Origin of the sequence: Bacillus sp. SW14 (assembly GCF_047608225.1) — a bacterium.
Lineage (GTDB): Bacteria > Bacillota > Bacilli > Bacillales > Bacillaceae > Bacillus > Bacillus subtilis_G.
In genome coordinates, this window is sequence record NZ_JBLKRW010000001.1 from 32,706 (window position 1) to 55,000 (window position 22,295).

Annotated in this window: 27 protein-coding genes; 1 reads left to right on the top strand and 26 read right to left on the bottom strand. The window is 41.4% G+C overall.

All coding sequences use genetic code 11. From position 1 onward, the window contains the following. Positions 1–9 precede the first annotated feature (9 nt). The 13 genes from glmU to metG form a co-directional block, all read right to left on the bottom strand. Positions 10–1,380: a bifunctional UDP-N-acetylglucosamine diphosphorylase/glucosamine-1-phosphate N-acetyltransferase GlmU gene (glmU, locus tag ACMX2I_RS00175; RefSeq protein ID WP_414955827.1), complete on the bottom strand. Its 1,371-nt coding sequence runs from the start codon at positions 1,378–1,380 to the stop codon at positions 10–12. 191 nt (positions 1,381–1,571) lie between these two features. Further along, positions 1,572–1,865, bottom strand: a complete 294-nt coding sequence (gene spoVG / locus ACMX2I_RS00180) for a septation regulator SpoVG (RefSeq protein WP_087991877.1) — start codon at positions 1,863–1,865, stop codon at positions 1,572–1,574. A gap of 196 nt (positions 1,866–2,061) precedes the next feature. Beyond that, entirely contained in the window at positions 2,062–2,439 is a 378-nt protein-coding gene (ridA, locus tag ACMX2I_RS00185) for a 2-iminobutanoate/2-iminopropanoate deaminase (RefSeq protein ID WP_003218344.1), read from the bottom strand. Next, positions 2,436–3,293, bottom strand: coding sequence for a pur operon repressor (gene purR, locus ACMX2I_RS00190; RefSeq protein ID WP_087991878.1), 858 nt, complete (start codon positions 3,291–3,293; stop codon positions 2,436–2,438). The genes ridA and purR overlap by 4 nt, the downstream gene beginning before the upstream one ends. Before the next feature lie 55 nt (positions 3,294–3,348). Further along, on the bottom strand, positions 3,349–4,218 hold the full coding sequence (gene ispE, locus ACMX2I_RS00195; protein WP_414958274.1) for a 4-(cytidine 5'-diphospho)-2-C-methyl-D-erythritol kinase: 870 nt from the start codon (positions 4,216–4,218) through the stop codon (positions 3,349–3,351). A 146-nt stretch (positions 4,219–4,364) separates the two neighbouring features. Beyond that, positions 4,365–4,550 (bottom strand): small, acid-soluble spore protein, alpha/beta type, encoded by a 186-nt coding sequence (locus ACMX2I_RS00200; protein ID WP_003218333.1) that lies wholly within the window; start codon positions 4,548–4,550, stop codon positions 4,365–4,367. Between the two features lie 161 nt (positions 4,551–4,711). Then, positions 4,712–4,972 (bottom strand): biofilm formation stimulator Veg, encoded by a 261-nt coding sequence (gene veg, locus ACMX2I_RS00205; protein WP_003218330.1) that lies wholly within the window; start codon positions 4,970–4,972, stop codon positions 4,712–4,714. A gap of 210 nt (positions 4,973–5,182) precedes the next feature. After that, positions 5,183–6,055, bottom strand: a complete 873-nt coding sequence (gene prtG / locus ACMX2I_RS00210) for a sporulation-specific protease PrtG (protein ID WP_087991880.1) — start codon at positions 6,053–6,055, stop codon at positions 5,183–5,185. A gap of 160 nt (positions 6,056–6,215) precedes the next feature. Continuing rightward, positions 6,216–7,094 carry a 16S rRNA (adenine(1518)-N(6)/adenine(1519)-N(6))-dimethyltransferase RsmA gene (gene rsmA / locus ACMX2I_RS00215; RefSeq protein ID WP_394717000.1) on the bottom strand — a complete coding sequence of 293 codons (879 nt, stop codon included), beginning with the start codon at positions 7,092–7,094 and terminating at the stop codon, positions 6,216–6,218. Then, on the bottom strand, positions 7,087–7,647 hold the full coding sequence (rnmV, locus tag ACMX2I_RS00220; RefSeq protein ID WP_289346275.1) for a ribonuclease M5: 561 nt from the start codon (positions 7,645–7,647) through the stop codon (positions 7,087–7,089). Before rnmV ends, rsmA begins: the two co-directional genes overlap by 8 nt. Positions 7,648–7,792: 145 nt before the next feature. Further along, positions 7,793–9,106 carry a ubiquitin-like domain-containing protein gene (locus tag ACMX2I_RS00225; protein ID WP_414955828.1) on the bottom strand — a complete coding sequence of 438 codons (1,314 nt, stop codon included), beginning with the start codon at positions 9,104–9,106 and terminating at the stop codon, positions 7,793–7,795. 155 nt (positions 9,107–9,261) lie between these two features. Beyond that, positions 9,262–10,029, bottom strand: a complete 768-nt coding sequence (locus ACMX2I_RS00230) for a TatD family hydrolase (RefSeq protein ID WP_414955829.1) — start codon at positions 10,027–10,029, stop codon at positions 9,262–9,264. A gap of 78 nt (positions 10,030–10,107) precedes the next feature. Further along, a complete protein-coding gene (gene metG / locus ACMX2I_RS00235; RefSeq protein ID WP_414955830.1) occupies positions 10,108–12,102 on the bottom strand; it encodes a methionine--tRNA ligase in 1,995 nt (664 codons plus the stop codon). Positions 12,103–12,602: 500 nt separating this feature from the next. Between metG and abrB the strand changes: the two genes are divergently transcribed. Then, complete coding sequence (gene abrB / locus ACMX2I_RS00240; protein ID WP_087993958.1) at positions 12,603–12,887, top strand: transition state genes transcriptional regulator AbrB; 285 nt, start codon at positions 12,603–12,605, stop codon at positions 12,885–12,887. A gap of 46 nt (positions 12,888–12,933) precedes the next feature. On the opposite strand, the gene rsmI is transcribed toward abrB, so the two are convergent. The 13 genes from rsmI to csfB all read right to left on the bottom strand — a co-directional run bounded on the left by rsmI (position 12,934) and on the right by csfB (position 22,204). Further along, positions 12,934–13,812 carry a 16S rRNA (cytidine(1402)-2'-O)-methyltransferase gene (rsmI, locus tag ACMX2I_RS00245; RefSeq protein ID WP_087993957.1) on the bottom strand — a complete coding sequence of 293 codons (879 nt, stop codon included), beginning with the start codon at positions 13,810–13,812 and terminating at the stop codon, positions 12,934–12,936. Beyond that, the gene (locus ACMX2I_RS00250) at positions 13,787–14,086 is read right to left on the bottom strand and encodes a GIY-YIG nuclease family protein (protein WP_148964450.1); all 300 of its coding nucleotides are present in this window, start codon (positions 14,084–14,086) and stop codon (positions 13,787–13,789) included. The genes rsmI and ACMX2I_RS00250 overlap by 26 nt, the downstream gene beginning before the upstream one ends. Then, positions 14,073–14,816, bottom strand: coding sequence for a tRNA1(Val) (adenine(37)-N6)-methyltransferase (locus ACMX2I_RS00255; protein WP_414955831.1), 744 nt, complete (start codon positions 14,814–14,816; stop codon positions 14,073–14,075). Before ACMX2I_RS00255 ends, ACMX2I_RS00250 begins: the two co-directional genes overlap by 14 nt. 58 nt (positions 14,817–14,874) lie before the next feature. Further along, positions 14,875–15,234: a replication initiation-control protein YabA gene (yabA, locus tag ACMX2I_RS00260; protein ID WP_087993954.1), complete on the bottom strand. Its 360-nt coding sequence runs from the start codon at positions 15,232–15,234 to the stop codon at positions 14,875–14,877. Positions 15,235–15,248: 14 nt separating this feature from the next. Next, positions 15,249–16,076 carry a competence/sporulation regulator complex protein RicT gene (ricT, locus tag ACMX2I_RS00265; RefSeq protein WP_414955832.1) on the bottom strand — a complete coding sequence of 276 codons (828 nt, stop codon included), beginning with the start codon at positions 16,074–16,076 and terminating at the stop codon, positions 15,249–15,251. A 2-nt stretch (positions 16,077–16,078) separates the two neighbouring features. Next, complete coding sequence (gene holB, locus ACMX2I_RS00270; protein ID WP_394717009.1) at positions 16,079–17,068, bottom strand: DNA polymerase III subunit delta'; 990 nt, start codon at positions 17,066–17,068, stop codon at positions 16,079–16,081. 11 nt (positions 17,069–17,079) lie between these two features. Beyond that, complete coding sequence (locus ACMX2I_RS00275; protein WP_087993952.1) at positions 17,080–17,520, bottom strand: YaaR family protein; 441 nt, start codon at positions 17,518–17,520, stop codon at positions 17,080–17,082. Positions 17,521–17,532: 12 nt separating this feature from the next. Continuing rightward, a complete protein-coding gene (gene darA / locus ACMX2I_RS00280) occupies positions 17,533–17,862 on the bottom strand; it encodes a cyclic di-AMP receptor DarA (RefSeq protein ID WP_148964448.1) in 330 nt (109 codons plus the stop codon). A gap of 74 nt (positions 17,863–17,936) precedes the next feature. Then, on the bottom strand, positions 17,937–18,575 hold the full coding sequence (gene tmk / locus ACMX2I_RS00285; protein WP_414955833.1) for a dTMP kinase: 639 nt from the start codon (positions 18,573–18,575) through the stop codon (positions 17,937–17,939). Continuing rightward, a complete protein-coding gene (locus ACMX2I_RS00290) occupies positions 18,572–20,011 on the bottom strand; it encodes an aminotransferase class I/II-fold pyridoxal phosphate-dependent enzyme (RefSeq protein WP_414955834.1) in 1,440 nt (479 codons plus the stop codon). Before ACMX2I_RS00290 ends, tmk begins: the two co-directional genes overlap by 4 nt. A gap of 82 nt (positions 20,012–20,093) precedes the next feature. Continuing rightward, positions 20,094–21,242 (bottom strand): toxic anion resistance protein, encoded by a 1,149-nt coding sequence (locus ACMX2I_RS00295; RefSeq protein WP_202329174.1) that lies wholly within the window; start codon positions 21,240–21,242, stop codon positions 20,094–20,096. A 19-nt stretch (positions 21,243–21,261) separates the two neighbouring features. Next, positions 21,262–21,876 carry a 5-bromo-4-chloroindolyl phosphate hydrolysis family protein gene (locus ACMX2I_RS00300; protein WP_148964444.1) on the bottom strand — a complete coding sequence of 205 codons (615 nt, stop codon included), beginning with the start codon at positions 21,874–21,876 and terminating at the stop codon, positions 21,262–21,264. A gap of 133 nt (positions 21,877–22,009) precedes the next feature. Next, positions 22,010–22,204 carry an anti-sigma-G factor gene (csfB, locus tag ACMX2I_RS00305; protein WP_087993946.1) on the bottom strand — a complete coding sequence of 65 codons (195 nt, stop codon included), beginning with the start codon at positions 22,202–22,204 and terminating at the stop codon, positions 22,010–22,012. Positions 22,205–22,295: the final 91 nt, after the last annotated feature.

A 22,295-nucleotide genomic window follows, 5' to 3' on the forward strand; every position in this document is an offset into this window, starting at 1 on the left:
AATTTAGGATTATTTTTTATGAATATTTTTCACATAATCGTCTTTATTTACTTGTCTCGCTCTGGCAATAGCAAGCGCTTTTCCAGGTACATCTTCCGTAACAGTTGAACCCGCAGCAACATAAGCGCCTTCTCCGACTGTGACAGGGGCAACCAAGTTGGAATTGCAGCCGATAAACGCGCCGTCTTCAATTTTCGTCAAATATTTATTCTTTCCATCATAATTGACAGTTATTGAACCGCAGCCCAAATTTACATCTGTGCCTACCTCAGCATCACCGACATAGCTTAAATGAGAAGCCTTGCTTCGGTCTCCAAATTGAGTCTTTTTGATTTCAACAAAATTTCCGATCTTCACTTCATTCCCGATGACAGAATCAGGTCTGATGTGAGCAAAAGGTCCTATGTTTACATCATTCCCCACTTGACTGTGATTGACTACCGATTGTTTAATCACCGTACGGCTGCCAATTGAACTATTCATAATCTCCGTATGAGGTCCGATAATCGTATCTTCTCCGATTTGCACCTCACCTTTAATCACAGTTCCAGGATAAATCACAGTATCGCTTCCGATAACAGCGTCAGGAGAAATATACGTGTTCATCGGGTCAATCAGCGTTACGCCATTTTTCATATGCCGTTTATTAATACGCTCTTTCATAAATTGTTCTGCCTGAGAAAGAGCGACTCTATCATTAACTCCGAGTGTTTCTTGGAAATTACCAGTCTGGTAAGCGGCAACAGTTTCGCCTTCGTTTTTAAGAATCTCTATGACATCCGGCAAATAATACTCACCTTGAGCATTATCATTAGACACCTGATCAATGGCCCGGAATAGCGCTTCATTGTCAAAACAATACGTACCGGTATTGATCTCAGTTACAAGACGTTCTTCTTCAGAGGCGTCCTTATGCTCAACAATTTTTTGAACCGCTCCGTTTTCGCTGCGAATAATACGTCCATATCCGGTTGGATCTTCTGCAACCGCAGTTAAAATCGTAGCTTTCGCTTCTCTTTGTGTATGTTCTTTCAGCATCTGTTCCATTGTCTCAGCTGTTAAAAGCGGCGTATCTCCGCAAATGACAATTGTGACGCCTTTTTCGTCAGCAAGAAATGGCTGTGCCTGTTTTACAGCATGAGCAGTGCCAAGCTGTTCTGCTTGAAGCGCATACTCGCTTTTATCACCAAGCTTCTTTTTCACTTCTTCCGCACCATGTCCGACAATCGTGACAAGCTTCGATAAAGATAACTTTAAGGCTTCATCCACGACGTGCTCTGCCATAGGCTTACCGCAAACTGGATGAAGGACTTTATAAAGCTTCGATTTCATTCTTGTTCCTTGTCCAGCCGCTAAAACAACTGCAAACCGCTTATCCATTTATTGGCCTCCAATATCCCTTTTATCCATAGAAAAATATATCCTAAATATCTTCTGATTTCAAGGAGACTTCATGAAGTGCAAGAATTTTCTATTGAGTGCAATTAAGTTTGTAAAATCAGAATTAAAAAAGGACTGCCGGCAAAGGCTTTTGTCAGCCCTTTCAGCAGTCCTTGCTTTTTGGTTATTTTTTAAGAAGCTCCAGCTTCTTCGAATTCTAATGCTTCAGTGTCACCCATACGATGATACTCATTTAACACGGCATCTTGAATCTTTCCTCGCGTGCTAGAATTAATAGGATGAGCAATATCTCGGAACTCTCCATCAGGGGTGCGTTTACTCGGCATCGCAACGAAAAGACCATTGTTTCCATCAATCACACGAATATCATGAACAACAAATTCGTGATCCAGCGTGATGGATGCAATCGCTCTCATGCGACCATCGGTATTCACGCGGCGTAATCTTACGTCAGTAACTTCCACAGTAGTTCACCACCTTTTCCCTATATAAAAGCATTAGTGTATCAATTCCACGATTTTTTCTGAAATCCTGCTCGTTTTTAAAATATTTTTTGAAAAAATAGGATATAGTTACACAATTAGGACATAACGCTTTTATTTCGGGCATAAGGTAAATAAAAAAAGTGATTCCGAGGGTCGCCCAGAATCACTTTTATTATTATTTTACCAATGCAATAACTTCGATTTCGACTAGGGCGTCCTTCGGCAGTCTCGCGACTTCAACACAAGATCTCGCCGGTTTGTGAGTGTCAAAATATTGCCCGTACACTTCGTTTACTTCTGCAAACTGTTCCATATCCGCAATAAATACAGTTGCTTTTACAACTGTTTCTAAAGAAGCGCCTGCTTCTTCCAGCACCGCTTTTAAGTTGCTGAATACTTGATGAGTCTGCTCTTTAATGTCACCGTTCACCATTTCACCTGAAGGAGTCAAAGGAATTTGGCCTGAGCTGTAAAACATATTATTTACGATAATCCCTTGTGAGTAAGGTCCGATTGCCGCTGGTGCATGTTTTGTGTGGACTGCTTTTGTCATGATTCTGTCTCTCCATTCTTTAAAAGATTGTCTTTAAAAAAACGCAGAAAATTGCCATTCTGAATTTCAATGGACTTCTCTTTCATGTTGATGGTTGAAAGAGTAAGAAGTGACATATATTCATCAACAAGACGTTCATCTACTCCTTCGGCTTCAACCAAGACGCCGATTCCCGCCACATTTGCGTTAAACTCATCCAACAGGTTAATCATACCATTAATTGTGCCGCCTGCTTTCATAAAGTCATCAATAATGAGTACGTTTGAACCCGTTTTCATGCTTCTTTTCGCAAGTGACATCGTTTGAATGCGGTTTGATGAGCCTGAGACGTAATTAATGCTGACTGTAGAGCCTTCTGTTACCTTGTTATCTTTGCGAACAATGACGACAGGCACATTCAGATAGCTCGCAGCCGCGTACGCCAGAGGGATGCCTTTAGTGGCAACGGTCATGACAACATCAATTTTGCGCTCTGCAAACACAGAAGCAAACAGCTTCCCTACCTTGGAGAGTACAGATGGCTTTCCTAAGATATCCGTTAAATATACATAACCGCCCGGAAGGATACGTTCAGGATTTGCCAGCGACTGTCCAAGTGTCTGCACAAACTCTTCAGCTTCAGCCTGTTTCATTTTCGGAATGTATTTGACGCCTCCGGCAGCTCCGGGAACAGTAAGCAAAGTACCAATCCCCTGCTGCTCAAAGGTTTGTTTAATAATTGTTAAATCTTCACTGATCGATGATTTTGCAGATTCATACCGCTCAGAAAAAAAGGTTAGCGGTATTAACTCGTGCGGATGGGTTAACAAGTAATTTGTTAAGTCCACCAATCTGCCGCTGCGACGAAACTTCATGAACTTACCCCCAAAATCCGAATATTTTAAGATCAATATAACTTAACATACGGATTTAATCAAGGGCGTTCTGTTCGCCGATCATTCTCACCGCATAAACCTGATCGCAGAAGCCTCTTAACCCGTTATAAATTCTCTGCACCTTCGACTCATACTGAACCAGTCCAAACACGGTCGGGCCGCTACCGCTCATTAACACGGCGTCTGCGCCAAAGCGTTTCATCTGGTTTTTGATCATCGCAACTTCAGGATGTATATCAAGCGTAATAGATTCGAGCACATTGCCTAAACGGCTGCACATCTTTTGAAAACTCTTTTCCTCTATAGCTTCAATCATGCCATGTACATCGGGATGCTCAACATCATCCAGCTTCAGTTGTCTGTACACTTCTGCAGTTGAAACACCGATTGTCGGTTTCGCTAAAATGACCCAGCAGTGCGGAGGCGTGCTGATGTGTTTAATTTTCTCGCCGCGTCCAGTTGCCAGTGCAGTTCCGCCATAGACACAAAATGAAACGTCGGAGCCAATTTCCGCTCCAAGCTCGGCAAGCGTTTCTGCAGAGAGATTTAAATTCCACAGTCTGTTCAGCCCTCTGAGCGTCGCCGCCGCATCACTGCTTCCGCCGGCAAGACCAGCAGCCACCGGAATCATCTTCGTAATCATGATGGAAACTCCCTTTTTTACGTTGTATCTGTCCTTGATCAGTTTGGCAGCCTGATAAGCTAAGTTTCTTTGATCATCAGGCACAAAACGGTTGTGGGAGGAGACTCTCACTTCATCCTCTGCCAGCTCCGTCAATTCAATCCGATCCGCTAAATCAATCGTCGTCATGATCATTTCGACTTCATGATAGCCATCCGGGCGTTTTCGGGTGACATCAAGTGACAGATTGATCTTCGCTGGCGCTTTTTCTAAAATACGCATAGCTTTCACCTACTTCTCCATCTAAACATAAGTATGAACATTGTATCACATTTGAAGTACAGGATGAACATATCCATATTGCAGCCTATTATGTATTTATATTCAAAATAAAAACCGGGGAACAGCACGTCCCCCGGGTCACATCCTTATCGGTTATTCTGATTCTGAGCCATTTGCTGTTCAGCGATTTCAATGGCGCGCTTTACCATGTTACCGGCATCGCGGGCGCGAATTTCGCCCCAGCCGCCATTTTTCACTGTGTCATAAAAACCAAGGTCTTTAGCCAGCTCATATTTAAACTCATCTGACATAACTCCACGACGTCTGCCCAAACGAAACAACCCCTTTTTTAGAAGTGATAGCCATTCGTGCACGTCACGATAATATGTGACCGTTTTTATCTTTTGTTAATAACAGATGAAACTTTCGTTAAAATTACTGGAAACAAAAAAAGGGCAAAACAAAAAGCAGTAAACAAAAGGTTCACTGCCCGTTAAAATGCCACTGAGCTTGCGGCGTCATCATTAAAAGTCAGCTCAACAGTCTCAGTCAAAATATCAGCATAACTGTATGAAACTCTTTCAAACGAGTTCTCGTCTTGATCTAGTTGTATCACAAAAACAGAAGGGTACGTCTCAGCTAAAATGCCCGAGCGCTCAATCGTTTTTCGGCGGCCACCGTTTGCCTTTAACGTCAGCCTTTTACCTAAATTCCCATCAAGCGATCTTTTAATGTCGGACAACGTCTTCGCCATTGCATCCACCTCACTATACTTATTGTACAACACGAGCCCATTTTTGTCAAATAAAATTTAAATTATATCAACGTTGATAAGACGTTGTCAACAAAATTATTTTGACAAAATTCTATGATTCCTTAATTATTTTCCGCAAGTTTCGGTAAATTATGTATCATTATGTAAAATAAAAAACCCGCATAGTTCTCCTATGCAGGTTTTCATCTGTTAATTGGACTTATAAGGCATTCCAATTCTCAGTACTCCTCTTGTTTCTATACCTCCAAGCCCTTTCTCTCTTGTCAGCGTATTACGGAGCACTTCCCATACATTAATTCGTTCCATAAACGGCGTAAAGCTGATTTTCGCAACGATATACACCGGATCAAGCGCATGAATGTTTACTCTTGACGGTGAACTCGCGAAATTTGCCCCCGCTCTTATGAGCGATTCAAAGTGGGATTGGCAAGCTCCCGCAAAAATAACAAGCTGATCTAAGTGAGGGATCTTTTTTCGGGCGTTTTGAACCGTTTCAACAAAATGCTTTGAATGTCTGTACGCGTTCAAATCATCAATCTCGCCCTTTTGCTTTGAATACGCATCATGCCCTGTTATCACCAAGATGTCAGGTCGATATTTGTCGAGTAATTCTTCAATAGAAGCAGACATTTTCTTTTCATGGCAATGGATGCCATAGACGGGCACTCCAATTTTTTTATAGACATTCAGGCATTTTTTCAGATATGCTTCATCGCCGTCCAAATGAAGCACCTTGCCCGGCATGTGGAAATAATGTTCCTGATGCTGATACTGGCTTGTCGCATAGTACTCCTGCTTTTCTCTGAGCAGCTTATAATCTTGGCGGAGCAATTCGAGCGATTCATTCATTCTGCTCTCATCTTTCTTTTTCCGCATCATTTGCTCATCTTTTTTTACTGCTACAAGATCAGAAATATCCGCATCAGCAATCAGCCTGACTTCATCACCATGCAAAATAGCGATTGAATTTCCTTTGCTTGTTTGCTCTATTCCTATAATGCGAAACAAAACATCCATTTGATAGGATTTTCTGGCTACCATATCTCCTATTTGAAATTGCACGTTCCTCACTCCACACATAGACTAAGCCTCATCATGAAAGAAAGAGCCTTGAGAAAGCGCCTTTTTTCGCTGAGTCCAAGTTTTTCTTCTCATTGAATTTAAGGTCCTTCTCTAGCCTATGTAGCGGCAGTCCAAGTGGTGCGCAAAACAAAAAGCCCTTTTAAAAAAGGGCTTTATACAATCCGTTAGACAGCGCTGCAAACTCCTCTATAGACAGAGATTCACCACGGCGCTTGCCGTCAATATTTGTCTCTTCCAGCACTTGCTCAATCTTTGATTTTTGTGCTTTTCCATCAGGCAGATTGTTGACTAAGTTATTGAGCAGCGTTTTACGGCGCTGAGCAAAACTTGCCTTGATCAACTGAAAGAAAAAGGCTTCGTTTTCCACGTTCACTGCCGGGCCATCGCGGAGGATCAGCCGAATGACTGCGGAATCTACATTAGGCTGAGGAACAAACACGGTTTTTGGAACGGTCATCACCGTTTTGGCTTCTGTATAAAATTGGACCGCGATTGAAAGTGAACCGTATTCCTTAGATGAAGGGTCTGCCGCCATGCGCTCAGCTACTTCTTTTTGCAGCATGACCACAATCCCTTTCAGCGGGAGATGTTCTTCAAGCAGTTTCATGATAATCGGCGTTGTCACATAATAAGGAAGGTTGGCTACAACCATGATTTCATCACAGTCTTGAAATTGTTCTTCAATGACGGATTTAACGTCAGCCTTTAATACGTCCTGGTGAATGACGGTGACATTGTCGTAAGGAGACAGCGTGTCCTTTAGAATCGGTAATAATCGCTGGTCAATCTCAAATGCCGCGACCTTTTTCGCCCGCTTGGCGAGCTGCTCGGTCAAAGCCCCGATTCCCGGGCCGATTTCAATGACACCCGTTTTCTCCGTCACTTCCGCGTGATCGACAATTCTGTCTAAAATGTTCGTATCAATTAAGAAATTCTGTCCTAAGCTCTTTTTAAAAGAAAAACCGTATTTTTTCAGTATCTCTTTCGTTCTTATCGGTGTCGCAATATCTTTATTCATTCTGTTCCTCCCGCATAACGGTATCGAGCGCACTCATAAAATCACTTTTTTTAATTTGAAACATTTGCAGCCGTTTTTGAAGCTGTTTTCCATTTGTATAGCCGATTTTCAATAGATCACCCAGTCGTTCGCGGCGGCGTTTGGCCGTAGATCCGCCAATCAGCCCGGCATGAATCAAATCCTCAGCTGAAATGTCACTCGGCTGCTCTTCCATCTCTTCGTGCACGTTTTCTAAACATGCCCTAATGCTTTCAATCGATGCGTGCTCCACACCAATTCCCCGCTTGTTTTTAGGTTTGGCAAGATGTTTTGGCAAAAATGCATGCTTGCAGCCGGATACAGCTTCTGAAATGGTTTTGCGGATCTTCTCACCCGGGAAATCCGGATCTGTTAAAATAATGACACCTCTGGTCTTCTGGGCCAAACGGATTTGGTCAATCACATGATCATCGATGGCTGAACCATTTGTTTCAATTGTGTCTGCATCAACAGCCAATTTGATGCGGGCCGTATCGTCACGCCCCTCGACCACAATGATCTCTTTAATTTTCATTATTTCCTCCAAGACAAATTAAAAACTTTTGTATATTCATGAAACTTTTTCTTGTGTCGAGCGTCTAATAAAGCAGAAAATACACTTTGTCTATTATAACGAAAAAAACAGAGGGCGCAAAACCCTCTGAATACATAAGTATATATTAATTTAAGATTTTAATTTTGACTGTTTTATTTCCCCATCGGTACGCCGATGATTTCTCCGGGAAAAAGACGTCTATTTTGCTCCCTTTAATCGCTGAACCAGTATCTGCAGCAATGGCATATCCATAGCCTTCAACGTGAACTTTGGAGCCTAGCGGAATGACATTTGGATCTACGGCGATGACTTTCGCATTCGGATTATTTTTTAAGTTAACGCCTGTAGCTGTATGTCCTGAACAACCGCTGCAGCTTGCCGTATAAGCCGTAGATGATACAGTCATCACTTTGCCTGTTGACTCATTGTTACGGGACACAACCGTTTTTGAATCGCCGGAAGCATTGACCTTTTCAACCTTTGGACTGCTTTGCTTTGTGCCGACAGCAATCACTTTATCTTTGCTTTGTTCAGCCGTTTCTTCTTTCACAAGCTCTCTGGAGACTTCTTTTCCGTTTTCTTTAACGACTTCGAAGTGTTTTTTAAGCTTGCCTTCTTTTCCTTTTTGGACGACCTTTTCTTTCCCTTTGTCAAGAGAAGCGTCTTCTTGTTTTTTCACATCGAACGCGATTTTCTCTTCAACTACATCGGTGACCTTTTCGATACGAGTAATTGTAATATCAGCCTTTGCTTTCGTCAGCTTTGCATCTAACGCAGGCTTGATTTTATCTTCGTCTTTTATGTTCATCTTTTGCTGTTTTAAAAAGTCAGCGACGGTAGTCGAAGTCGTCCAGATCTTCTTTTGTTTCCCTGCATCATTTACAGTAACCTGGAATGCGGGTTCTATGTTAATCTTCATGTCTTTCGAAATATCTGTATCTATTGCGGGATCAATTTGATCGTGTTTTTTCACATCAACATCTTGTTCGTCCAGTAATGCACCGACCGTTTTTGCTGTTGACCATAATGTCTTTTCTTCCCCGTTTATTGTAAGCTTGACAGGTTTTGCAGCCTCATACACAACGGCCATATCTGCTGTGATCTTTGTCTGTTTAGCAGGTGTGATCTTGTCTTCGTCTCTTGTCTTAATATCAAGCGTATCTAAAAGATCACCGACCGTTTTTGCGTGTGTGCGTATATGTTTCTTTTTGCCATTGATAGAAACTGAGACTGATTGTTTCGTCAGCTCATGAGCTGCGTACGCAGTCCCGCTTCCCGCCAAAAGCAAACAAGCAGCAACCAGAATGACTTTGCTTTTGCTAAGCTTTACGGAAAACAGCTTTTTCATTTTTTGTGTGATGAAAAACGCCTCCTTCTCCTCGGAGAGATTATATAGAGTATCTAAAAGGCTGTCAACCCTCCTCTCTCTTTCTCCCAAAAGCCCAGTGTCTTCTTCATTATCCTGAAATACACTGAGAAACGGAAGAAAGACTTGTCGACAACCCTATCCTATGAGGAGAAGAAAGCATGTAGAACTTTTATGAATAAGCGCTGAAAAGGACAAGCTCTTACAAAACCCGCTAGCGTTTTTTGTCAGTTTATACGGAAAAGTCTTTTTGCATTTTCAGTCGTAATTGAAGCAACCTCTTCGAAAGTCATTCCTTTTAATTCAGCAATTTGCTCTGCCACATATTTTACATAGCTCGGCTCATTTCTTTTTCCGCGAAAAGGATGAGGTGTGAGAAACGGGCAATCAGTTTCAATCAGCAAACGGTCATTCGGAATTTCCTTCACGACTTCCTTAGGCTTCTTCGCATTTTTGAAAGTCACCGGTCCCCCAAATGATAAAAAAAAATTCATTTTCATGCACTCTCTCGCCACTTCCGCACTTCCTGTAAAGCAGTGCATGATTCCGCCCACAGCCTCTGCGCCTTCCTCCTTCAAAATGGTCACGACATCCTCCGTTGCATCACGGTTATGAATGATAATAGGCAGATTGACCTCTTTCGCTAAGGCGATTTGTTTTCTGAATACCTCTTTTTGGATCTCTTTAGGAGATTTGTCCCAATGATAATCCAACCCCATTTCACCTATCGCCACCACTTTTTCATGAACAGAAAGCTCTTTTATCCACGCTAAATCTTCCTCAGTCATGTCGATTGCATCAACAGGGTGCCAGCCGATGGCTGCATAAATAAAATCATATTCCTCAATCATTTCCATCGCACGTGTGATGGTCGGACGGTCAAAACCCACTACGACAATTCGATTCACTTGTTCAGCTTTTGCCCGTTCAATAACCTCTTCTAGATCAGTATCATATTGTTCTGCATTTAAATGCGCGTGTGTATCAAATAACATAAGTAAAAAACTCCTTTCTTGTCGAAACACAAAAGGTGTTCGACGAATTGTTACACGTGAAACACCTTTTGTTTGTCATTATTTAATTCTCGTGCCTTTCGGTAACGACTGATCGATAGATACGACTTTTAATACGCCGTCTGCTTCCCCCGCAAGGATCATACCTTGAGAAAGCTCTCCTCTCAGCTTAACCGGCTTTAGATTTGTTACACATACGAGTTTTTTCCCAACAAGCTCTTCAGGCGTATAATGCTTCGCAATACCGGATACAACTTGGCGTTTTTCAAAACCAAGATCCAGCTGCAGCTTCAATAAACGGTCTGCTTTTTTTACCGGCTCAGCCTTAATGACCTCTGCCACACGAAGTTCTACACCCATGAATTGATCAATCGTAATTTCGGGTAAGCGATCAACCTCTTGCGGCTCCTCTTCTTTTGTCTCTTCTTTAGCTGGCACTGAGCCCTGCATCTTGCCTTTGATGTAAGCAATTTCTTCTTCTGCCTCTAAACGAGGGAACAACGGCTCACCTTTTTGTACTTTTGCATCCTGCAGTTGGCCGAAAGCTGTAATGCTATCCCAAGATTTCAAAGTTTTATCAGTAATGCCCAGCTGCTCAAACATTTTTTCCGGTGTTTTTGTTAGGAACGGCTGAAGCAGTACTGCTGAAATACGCAATGACTCAGCCAGATGGTACATGACCGACTTCAGTTCTTCTTCTTTTTCTGGATCCTTCGCAAGCACCCATGGAGCTGTCTCATCAATATATTTGTTAGTACGGCTGATTAGCTGCCATAATGTTGAAAGAGCTACTGAGAATTCCATGTTTTCCATTGCTTTCTCGTAAGACTTCACTGTTTCATTAGCGACTGAAGCAAGCGTTTTGTCAAATTCCGTTACATCACCTTTGTAAGAACCGATTTGTCCATCGAAATACTTATTGATCATCGCAACAGTACGATTCAATAGATTTCCTAAATCATTCGCCAAATCATAGTTAATCCGCTCAACAAAGCCTTCCGGTGTAAAGACACCGTCAGACCCGAACGGTACTTCGCGAAGCAGGTAATAACGAAGCTCATCTAAACCATAGCGTTCAATTAATGTAACCGGATCTACAACGTTCCCTTTTGATTTCGACATTTTTCCATCTTTCATCAAAAGCCAGCCATGCGCAAATACTTGCTTCGGCAGCGGCAGATCGAGTGCCATCAGCATAATTGGCCAATAAATGGTGTGGAATCGCACAATCTCTTTACCGACTAAATGAACATCGGCAGGCCAATATTTTTGATAAAGCTCATCATTTTCTGTATCATAGCCGAGTGCTGTTAAATAGTTAAATAGCGCGTCGATCCAAACATATACAACGTGTTTTGGTTTTTCCGGCACCTTCACGCCCCAATCAAAAGTGGTACGTGATACAGCTAAATCCTCAAGTCCAGGCTTGATAAAGTTGTTAATCATTTCGTTTTTGCGTGATTCCGGCTGGATGAATGTCGGGTTTTCTTCATAATATTTCAGAAGACGATCCGCATATTTCCCCATACGGAAGAAATAAGATTCCTCTTTGATTAATTCAACTGGGTGTCCGCTGTCAGGACTTTTTCCGCCGATGACCTCTCCCTTTTCATTCCGCTCGATATCATCCAGCTGAGTTTCCGTGTAGAATGTTTCATCAGGGATACTATACCAGCCTTCATATTCATCAAGATAGATGTCCCCGTTATCAAGAAGCTTTTGAAATACCTTTTCAATCACAACTTTATGCCGTTTTTCTGTTGTACGGATAAAGTCGTCGTTTATGATTTCAAGCTGTTTCCATAGTTTCTGAATATCTGCCGCTGCGCGATCCACATACTCCTGAGGCGTAATGTTTTCCTGCTCAGCTTTTTGCTGGATCTTTTGTCCATGCTCGTCCGTTCCCGTTAAATAGCGAACATCGAACCCTTTTAATCTTTTGTAACGTGCCATTGCATCTCCTGCGACTGTCGTATATGCATGGCCGATATGTAATTTTCCGCTCGGATAATAAATCGGTGTTGTAATATAAAATGTATTGTTTTCTTGCGGCATCTTGAAACCTCCCAATCAGAATGTCAAAAAGCTCCCGCCCAAAGGACGAGAGCGGCGATAAGTGCAAATCAAAAATGATTATTATTTATATTTATCCTTTATCTATGATACCATCTTAGCCTTTAAGATCAAGAATATATACGTATGCCTTGAAAAAGAATAATTAAAATTAAAAATCTTTAATGAAAATAAAAAAAGTCTGTTCATGTCGAATTTTGTCGCATATAATCAAATGAAACAAAAAACCTTGGTTCAAAAGTCTTGATTTAAAAGGATTTTTAGTAGGATAATAGCTTTATTATAAATTTATAAAAAGCTGTTATTTCAGTAGTTTCTGATACATTACTGACTATAAGAACTAATTCTTACAATCAATAGTAAACAAAATGATTGACGATTATTGGAAACCTTGTTATGCTATGAAGGTAAGTATTTTGTCGAATAATGACGAAGAAAAATATAATTTAAACAAATAATCATCTCTTGGGAGGAGAAAGTTTATGAAATCTACTGGTATTGTGCGTAAAGTTGATGAATTAGGACGTGTAGTTATTCCTATCGAATTGCGTCGTACTCTTGGAATCGCAGAAAAAGATGCTCTTGAAATTTATGTTGATGATGAAAAAATCATCCTTAAAAAATATAAACCAAACATGACTTGCCAAGTAACTGGTGAAGTTTCTGATGATAACCTTAAACTTGCTGGCGGTAAATTGGTTCTTAGCCAAGAAGGCGCTGAGCAAATCATCAGCGAAATCCAAAAGCAGCTTCAAAACCAAAAATAATACTTTTTACAAAAAACGTTCTTGTTACGACACAAGAACGTTTTTTTTATTGCTGAATATGGTAAGCATCGTACACTTCACGCTTTGGAATATTGCGATCGACTGCAGCTTTTTTAATGGCTTCTTTAGAAGTAGCACCTTTCGCAATGTAATGCTCGACATGTTCTTTAGGCGTGAGGGTTTCCCACCATTGTGCTTCCTCATCTGATTCTTCATTTTTATTGCCTTCTACTACAAGACAAAACTCACCGCGTATCTGATCCTCGTTTGCCCATTCGATGACCTCAGATATCGTGCCTCTGATAAACTCTTCATATTTCTTAGTAAGCTCACGCGTTACAGCAATTTCCCGATCTCCCAAAATCTCGGCCATCGCCGACAAGGTTTCCTTAAGTCTGTGGGGCGCTTCATAAAAGATGATCGTTTCCTGCCGTTTTTTAAGACTTTCAAGCTCCTTCTTCTTTTCTTTTTTCTGCCTGTTCAGAAAACCGTAAAAGAAGAAAGGCTGCGGTACAATACCTGAAGCGATTAGAGCCGTTAATGCAGCATTCGCTCCCGGCAGCGGAACAACATATCCGCCTATCTCGCTAAAATCCTTCACGATTTCCGCTCCCGGATCAGAAATCGTCGGCAGCCCAGCGTCACTGACAAGGGCAATGTTTTTTCCGGATTTCAGCCATTCAATGATTTTGTGGCCGCTGCTTTCTTTATTATGTTCATGATAACTGACAAGCTGTGTTTCAATTTCGTATACATGACAAAGCTTTTTCGTTTGTCTCGTATCTTCCGCAGCAATCGCATCCACTGATTTTAGTGTGTCGATCGCCCGGAATGTCATATCCTCTAAATTTCCGATTGGTGTTGGGACCAAATAAAGAATTCCCATGTCTGACTTTCCATTAAAGCTCATTTGGCGCCTTAACATATACAGCCTCCTTGCTGTTCCGCTTTTCTTCTATATAAAGCTCTTTTTTCTTTCGAGTCAGTTTTTTGAAATAATATTCCGCCTGCATGGCTTCCCGCTTCGTTGTGAAAGCTTCGGCAAAAATCAATTCAACCGGACGTCTTACTTTTGTATACTTTGCGCCCTTTCCATCATTATGTGTGTTTACCCGTTTCTGCAGATTGTTGGTGTAGCCGGCATACCAGCTATTGTCTCTACATTTCACGACGTAGAAAAAATGGTTATTTGTCTCCATATAAAATGGTCCTGATTTCTTTTGTATATTCATTTTGCTCGTCATAAACGAACAAAGGGGGAAGAATTTTTAAATCCGGACGTCCGCCTTTGGTTCCTTCAACCAAAATGGTATTTGCTTCTTTCCCTTGTTTCGGGTAGACAAATTGCACACGCTTCGGCTCGATTTGGTAAGCCTTCATCAGCTCAAAAATCTCTAAAAGCCTGCCCGGCCGATGAACAAGGGCTGCCTTTCCTCCTTGCTTAAGCAACTTGCTGCTGACTGAAATGACATCCTCCAGTGTGCAGTGGATTTCATGTCTTGCGATCCGGAGATGCTCATTCATGTTTTGTTCAGTTTGTTTCGGTGTTTTAAAATATGGCGGATTGCAGGTGACAACATCATATCGATTATGTCCCATCTTCTCCGGCATGTTTTTCAGATCATCATGTATCATCTGAATTTGCTCCTGAAGCTTATTGTATTCCACACTGCGAACAGCCATATCGTGAAGCCTTTCTTGAATTTCAACTCCAATAATGTCTGCTTTTGATCTTGTACTGAGCAGAAGCGGCACAATGCCATTGCCCGTGCATAAATCAACGATTTTTCCTTTTTGAATCGGAACGTATGCGAATTTGGAGAGAAGCACAGCGTCCAATGAAAAAGCAAAAACTGTTGGACTTTGTATGATTTTCATGTCCTCTGCCAGCAAATAATCTAATCTTTCATCATCACGTAATGAAACCATCTTCTTATCCTTTCAGTACCTTTGAAAAAGGCTCCCGTCTTATGCGGAAGCCTTTTCCTTATTTTTTATTTAAGAATGACAAACAGAACAGACAATCTTCTTTTCGAACACTTCCATAGTGGACATTGCAGATATGAAACCCTTCTTGATACAGACGTGCCAGATTATCATACCCTTCGCCTATATCAGATTGCTCTGTCTTCTGTGTTTTTGATTCTTTTTTATCAGCTTTGAACTTTTCAATCTGCTGCGTCGTATCGTCCAGCCGTTTGCGCAAATGCTTATTTTCAAGCTGCAAATGATGATTCTCTTCTATCATCTCACCAATATGCTGCTTTAAATCCCCCAGCTGTCGGTACAGTGAGCCAATTTGTTCTTCTAAGTTAATGACGGTATCAAATAACTCTTTTTTATCCAAGGTTCCACACCTCGTTAATCTGTGGTTTGTGCGGATACGACGCCCTCTTCCAAGAGCTCTTCCCAAGTATATTCTATCACTTTTTCACGGTTTATCAGTTCCACCTGAAGCACCCGTTCCAGAATATTAAGTCCGACGACCTTCGCAGGGTCGTTTGCTGTCGTAATCATTTCTCCTATATCAGGAAGCTGCTCTTTTGCCGTCTCATATTCATCATTCTCGTATTTTAGACAGCACATCAAGCGTCCGCAAAGACCTGAAATCTTCGTAGGATTTAAAGATAAGTTCTGATCCTTGGCCATTTTAATGGAAACAGGTTCAAAATCTCCAAGGAACGTTGAACAGCAAAGCATTCTTCCGCAAGGACCGATTCCTCCAAGCATTTTCGCCTCATCCCTTACTCCGATTTGGCGCAGCTCAATTCTTGTTTTAAAGATAGAAGCCAAATCTTTTACAAGCTCTCTAAAATCTACTCGGCCGTCAGCAGTGAAGTAAAAAATGACTTTATTGCGGTCAAACGTGAATTCAACATCGACCAGCTTCATATCCAAGCCATGTTCAACCACTTTCTTTTGGCAGATGTCAAATGCTGATAAAGCTTCCTGTTTATTTTCTTCTACGATGAGAAGGTCACGCTCGTCAGCCACACGTATCACTTTTCGAAGGGGCAGCACGACATCATGCTCATCCACCTGTTTATTTGCAATCACGACCTGGCCGTACTCAACGCCTCTGACAGTTTCTACAATTACGCAGCTGTCATGTTCTATATGAAATCCATTCGGATCAAAATAATATATTTTACCCGCTTTCTTAAAGCGGACTCCAATTACATTGTACAAGCTTATCCCTCCTGCAACATTAACACCAAGTGCTCCATTAATCCTTGTACATTCACATTGGAATGAAGCCGTTTCTTTGCTTCTAAAACAGCAAGAATCTGATTCGTAACGCTTTGTTGTGTTGATTGTAGCGCATGCTGTTTTATTGATTGGAATAAGTCTTGATAAATCAATTTATCTTCATTTCCTATTTGGATGGACAACACATCGCGATATATCAATAAGAGCATATCAAGACCCATTTCTTGATGGGTTTTTTCTTTGAAAAAGGGCATCCATTGATCTTGAATAAAGAAAAAAGCATGTCCTTTCCGCTGGTGTAGGACTTCATACAATTTTATCACTTTCGCTCTAGACTCTGCAAACTCATCATTTCGACTTAATTCGACTGCTTCTGCTACATTGTTGGTCATGTTGGCGAGAAGCCTTGCCATATGAGGCGAGACTTCCTGTTCGATTAGTCTATCTTCAATTGCTTTGGGCTGCAAAGGCTGAAAAGGAAGGGATTGGCATCTTGAGATGATGGTATCCAATAACCTTTGGGGCTGCTCAGTGATGAGGATGGCCATTGTATCTTTATTCGGTTCTTCTAAAAATTTCAGCAGACTGTTCGCCGCATTCGCTGTCATTTGATCTGCGTGCGAAATAATATACAGCTTTTTATGCGATTCAAGCCCTGTCTTAGAAAACTCTTCTTGCAACGCTTGAATTTGCGCCTTTTTGATCGATAAACCATCAGGCTGAACAAGATGGAGATCAGGGTGGTTCCCTGACTCTATCCGTTTACAATTTCGGCAGCTCTCACAAGGCTCCGCGCCGTCCTCCAGGCAAAAAAAGCTTTTCGCAAGAAGCAGCGCGGCATCAAGCTTTCCTGTTCCTTTTTTCCCCTCAAACAAATAAGCGTGTGATAGTCTGTCCTTCTCAATACTATTATATAAAAGCTTCATCACTCTGGGCTGAAGCTCGTTCATTTCCTTCCAAGATATTGCCATTGTATCACTCTCTATGTGTAAAGGTTAATCAATAAACCTTTTATTTCGCCAATACGCTCCAGCAAATCAATTGCCGGTTTTTCCTGATCCATCATCTCTTCCGTAAGCTGTATCAATTTGTCATCTATTTCTTTTACAAGTCCCAGCGTTCTGCTGTTTCCGTACAGGTCAAAGCTTTGCGACGTTTCATGTGAAAGGCCGCTGTCTACGGCTTCTTTGACAAAACGTTTCACAAGTCCTTTGAATCTCGCTAAGTCTTTGAAATTCCGGGATTTTGTCAGCCTTTTTCCAAACGCCTCTATATCCGATAACAGCCTGGTGAGCTGATCAAATTTCAATTTGCTGCTTTGATTTTCCATTGATGTTTTAAACGACGCTGTGATCTCAGATGTTTTCACAGAAGGAAGCTGCTTATTATCTATAAATGTACGTATATCTTTATTAATTTTCACAGTTTCAAATCCTTAAAATTGATAAAATTCATCGACTGGAAGGACAAATACTGTCGCTCCGCCAACTTCAACTTCGACTGGATAAGGGACATATGAATCAGCATTCCCGCCCATCGGAGATACAGGGGCAATCATCTGATCACGTTTCTGTCCGTTTTCCTTAATGAGACTCAATGCTTTATCGACGCGTATATCCTCGACACCAATCATAAAAGTTGTATTGCCTGATTTAAGAAATCCTCCCGTCGTTGCAAGCTTTGTAACTCTAAAGTTGTGATCCGTTAAGGTTTTCAAAAGCCGGTTGCTGTCCTGATCTTGTACAACTGCCACTATCAATTTCATCTGTGAAGGCCTCCTTTAGATTGGAAACAACAATGATCTCGTTTACATTATTATATCAACTATCGGGAAACAGGTCACAATTGAATTTTTTTCAACGCTTCATTGATTACTTTCATGACGTCCTGAACAACGAGGTCTTTGGATTGGCTGGCATCAACAGAGTGAAATCTTTCCGGGAATCGTTTCATCAGCTCTTGATAACCTTCCTGTACCTTTGTATGGAAGCTTAATTTTTCTAAATCGAGCCTGTTTTTCTCCCGCGAGCCGTTTGCATGAATGCGCTTCAGCCCTTCTTCCGGATCAATTGAAAAATAAACCGTTACATGGGGCATCATATCGCCGATGGCAAATTCATTAATGGACAGAACCTCATCAATCCCAAGTCCTCTCGCATATCCTTGGTATGCAAGCGAGCTATCTATGAATCTGTCACAAAGAACGACGTGCCCCTGTTCTAATGCTGGTTTTACTTTTTCAACTAAATGCTGGCGTCTTGCAGCCGCATATAAGAGAGCTTCTGTTTTTGGGTCCATTAATGTGTTGTTCTCATTCAGAATAACCTCTCGAATTTGTTCTGCAATATCTATGCCGCCCGGCTCTCGAGTTGCTGTAACTTGAAGGCCTTCTGCTGTCAGTATGTTTTTGGTTTCCTGCAGAACAGTCGTTTTCCCCGCACCTTCAGGACCTTCGAATGTAATAAATAAACCGCTCATGATTTCTCCTCTTCTATATAAACAAGTAGTTGTTTCTCTTTGATTTTCGTATTCCCTTGAACATGCGTTTTCATGCTGATCAAGCGGCTGAGCTTTTGCACACTTTCTTTCGTTATTCTTTCTCCCGCCATGATCATCGGTATACCTGGAGGATAAGGTATGATATCCTCAGCGTTCAGCCGGCCTGCCGCTTCATTAAAGTCCACATATTCTTTCTTAAACGTTTGTAAGACCTTTTTTTGATAAGGCAAGACAGTAACAGGCCGCAAGACCCATTCTGCAGAGGCAACCCTCTGATCTGGAGGCGTGTTTTCAACCTCTGCATCAATGGTTTTCATTATTTCAGCGTTTATTCTGCGATTTCCTCCCAATGGAAGAACGAGCAAGACTTGATTTTCATCCGCAAGCTCAGTGAATATGTTAGCACGCTCTAATATGGTTTGCAGCGTATACCCAGAATGCCCCCGCTTTGATCGAATTGTGAGTTTCAGCGGATCCGTTATCGTACGTGGATCTGCCGGTTTGACAGCTTCTGCATTTCTAAGTGAATCAAACGTTTGTTTAAATGATTGTATACGTTGCAGAATGTCAGAAAGCTTACGTTCTTCTATCATACGCTGTACATAAGCGCGGGCGATGTCTAATGAAGCCATGATCGGATAAGACGGACTGCTGCTTTGTAATCGGTTTAAATACTCTGCCACCCGATTCCGGTCAACTCTGCTGCTGTTAAGGTGCAAATAAGAACCCATTGTCATGGCAGGCAGCGTTTTATGAGCCGACTGAACAACGATATCTGCCCCCATTTTTAAAGCTGAGGGCGGAAAAGGCTCCCCTAAAACAAAATGTGCGCCATGCGCTTCATCCACTAAAACAGGAATCCCGTAATGATGAGCTTCTGAAATGACTTCGGTTAAATCAGCACTATGCCCGTAATATGTCGGATTGGTCAGCACCAAGCCTTTCGCATCTGGATACGCTGCCAAGGCTTCTTGAATTGTATTTAGCGGAACATGCGTAGGCACATGCATCGCTGCATCAATGTCAGGTGCGAGATAAACCGGTTCAGCACCAGCCATATCAACAGCATGAAAGACAGATTTATGGCAGTTTCTTTGAATCAGAATTATATCACCCGGTTCACAAACAGATAAAATCATCGCTAAGTTTCCGACAGTTGTTCCATTCACCAAGAAAAAACTTTCCGCCGATCCATATAATTGACTGACAAGCTCTTGTGCTTCCTTAATCACCCCAGAAGGATGATGGAGGTCATCCAGCCCTGTCAGTTCAGTTACATCAATAGTGAGCAGCGGATTGAATATCGACTTAGCGTCATCAAAAAAGACATCTCCATTGTGATGTCCCGGAACATGAAATGAATGAGAATTTCTTCTCGCGTGCTGAATCAATGCTGTATATAAAGGTGTGTTCATTAAAACAATCCTTTGAATATGTTTTCTTACACTTTATTATATCGTTCCTCTGACAGAACTTAAAGATAAGACTTGCTGGTAACTACCTTTCCTTCATCGTAAGCAGCTTGTGCTTCAGATCGTCTTCCATCACCATGAGTTCTTCTTCTGCCTGACGGCGTTTGACTCGTCCTTCTTCTTGTATGGTCAGCGTTTCTTCAAGCGTGCTGATTAAGCTTTCCTGCACCTTTTTTAAAGTATCGATATCAACTAGGCCTCGTTCATTCGCCCGCACAGTTTCAATTGTATTGGTCTTCAAAAGCTCCGCATTTTTCAGCAAAAGCTCGTTGGTTGTATCAGTTACTTTCTGTTGGGCATCCACTGCATTGCGCTGCCTTAAAAGCGTCAGCGCAATCGCAACTTGGTTTTTCCAAAGCGGGATTGCTGTCACAATGGATGACTGGATTTTTTCAGCTAACGCTTGGTTTGTATTCTGGATCAGTCTGATTTGCGGAGCACTTTGAATTGTAATTTGCCTGCTCAGCAGCAAATCGTGCATCCTTTTATCTAAACGGTCAGCAAATTGAACCAAATCGTTTACTTCTTGAACAGCCATTTGATTGTGCTCGCCTGATTCAGCCTGTTGCTTCAGTTCAGGGATTGTTTTTGTTTTTAATTCCTCCAGCTTCAGTTCCCCTGCAGCAATATAAACATTCAGCGCGGTGAAATACTCTTTATTTTTTTCGTATAGCTGCTCTAACAGCTTATTGTCACTGATTAAAGCATTTTTAGAGTGTTCCAGCTTCAAGCTGATTCTGTCTATCTGTACGCTGGTCTTTTGATATTTAGAAAGCACCTCCTGAAGAGAATTCGATACTCTTCCAAACACACGCGCCAAAAAACCCTTTTTCCTAGACTGAAGATCATCAGGATTTACTTGCTCCAGCTTTTTCATCAGCTCTCCAAGTATTTCGCCAATCTCCCCGACATCCTTCTTTTGAACATGATCAATCATAGTGTGAGAAAAATTCAGCAGTTTCGACTGAGCTTGTGAACCGTATAAGACAATGCTCTGCATATTTTTATGATCAATCTGTTCAGCGAGCTGAATTGCTTTTTCCTTGTTTTCCTCAGGAAGAACATCAACAAGGCGTACTTGCTGCTTCTCTGCTTTTACAGCCTCCGCCTCTATTTCTCCAAAAGGGTCCGCCAACAACTCATCGATATGAAGGTCGCTCTGATCTCTGTTCATCGCTCTTACCCTCCTTCCATTATTTCTTTAATGAATGTTTCGCCGCATCTAATTCAAATTGCAGTTCGTCAATATCATCACCCATTAATTGAGTTAAATCTTCCTCTAAACGCTTTGTCAATTCAGCAAGTGTGATACGCGCCTCACTCAGTGACATCGACAGCTCTTTGCTTTTTTTCGGATGAGATGATAAAAAGGCATACTTCTCCGTCAGTTCAACAACTGAATCGAGCGTTTGGTAAAAAAATCGCTCAGCCTGATAAAACCGCTTCGGCTCTTTGTTGGTGAGGATATAAATCCTTCTGACAAGCCTCAGTATTTCTGCATTTTGTTTAAACATTTGAATGCTTTTTGCTTGAAATAAAGCTTTTCGAAGGCGTATGATTTTCTGCCTTGCTTCCTCTAGGTTTTTCTTAATATAGGCATATTCTCTTCCTGTCAGCGCATGCTTTTTAAGAAACAACCGTCTCGAATTCCAAATGCCAGCTGTATATACGACTGCTCCTGATGCGAACCCATAAACAAAAGATAAAAAAAGCGGCTGATTTAAACCGAAAAAGCTCAATATCCCTATGAAAACAAAAGTCGCACTGCTCGTTAAACTCCATATTAAAAAGTGAAAAAATCTCTGCATGAGATCATCGACTCCTGTGTATATTCTCAGTTTTAATATTATTATCTACTACGTTCAATCCCTAAACAAGTTTCATCTTCTCTTTATTACCAATATCTTTATGAAAGAGTATAAAAAAAGACCTTTTCAGGTCTTAAGAATATAATGGCGGTGTATGAATGCTTTTTAGTTTTTTTACATAAAAGGCATAGTCAGGATCGGAAGTTGATGTAGAAATTACTTTTCTCTCACAATCTAAGCATATGAATTTCGTATAAAGATGAATGCCTCTACTCTTCTCTTGATCACAAATCACACATGTATGATTAGGTTTACGTGTTTCGTCCAATCGTTCCCACCTCCGTACAATTAGCCTTCCCTTAAATCGTATATTGTATACACTATTTAGATCTTTTTGAAACTTGAAATCAGTATATGGG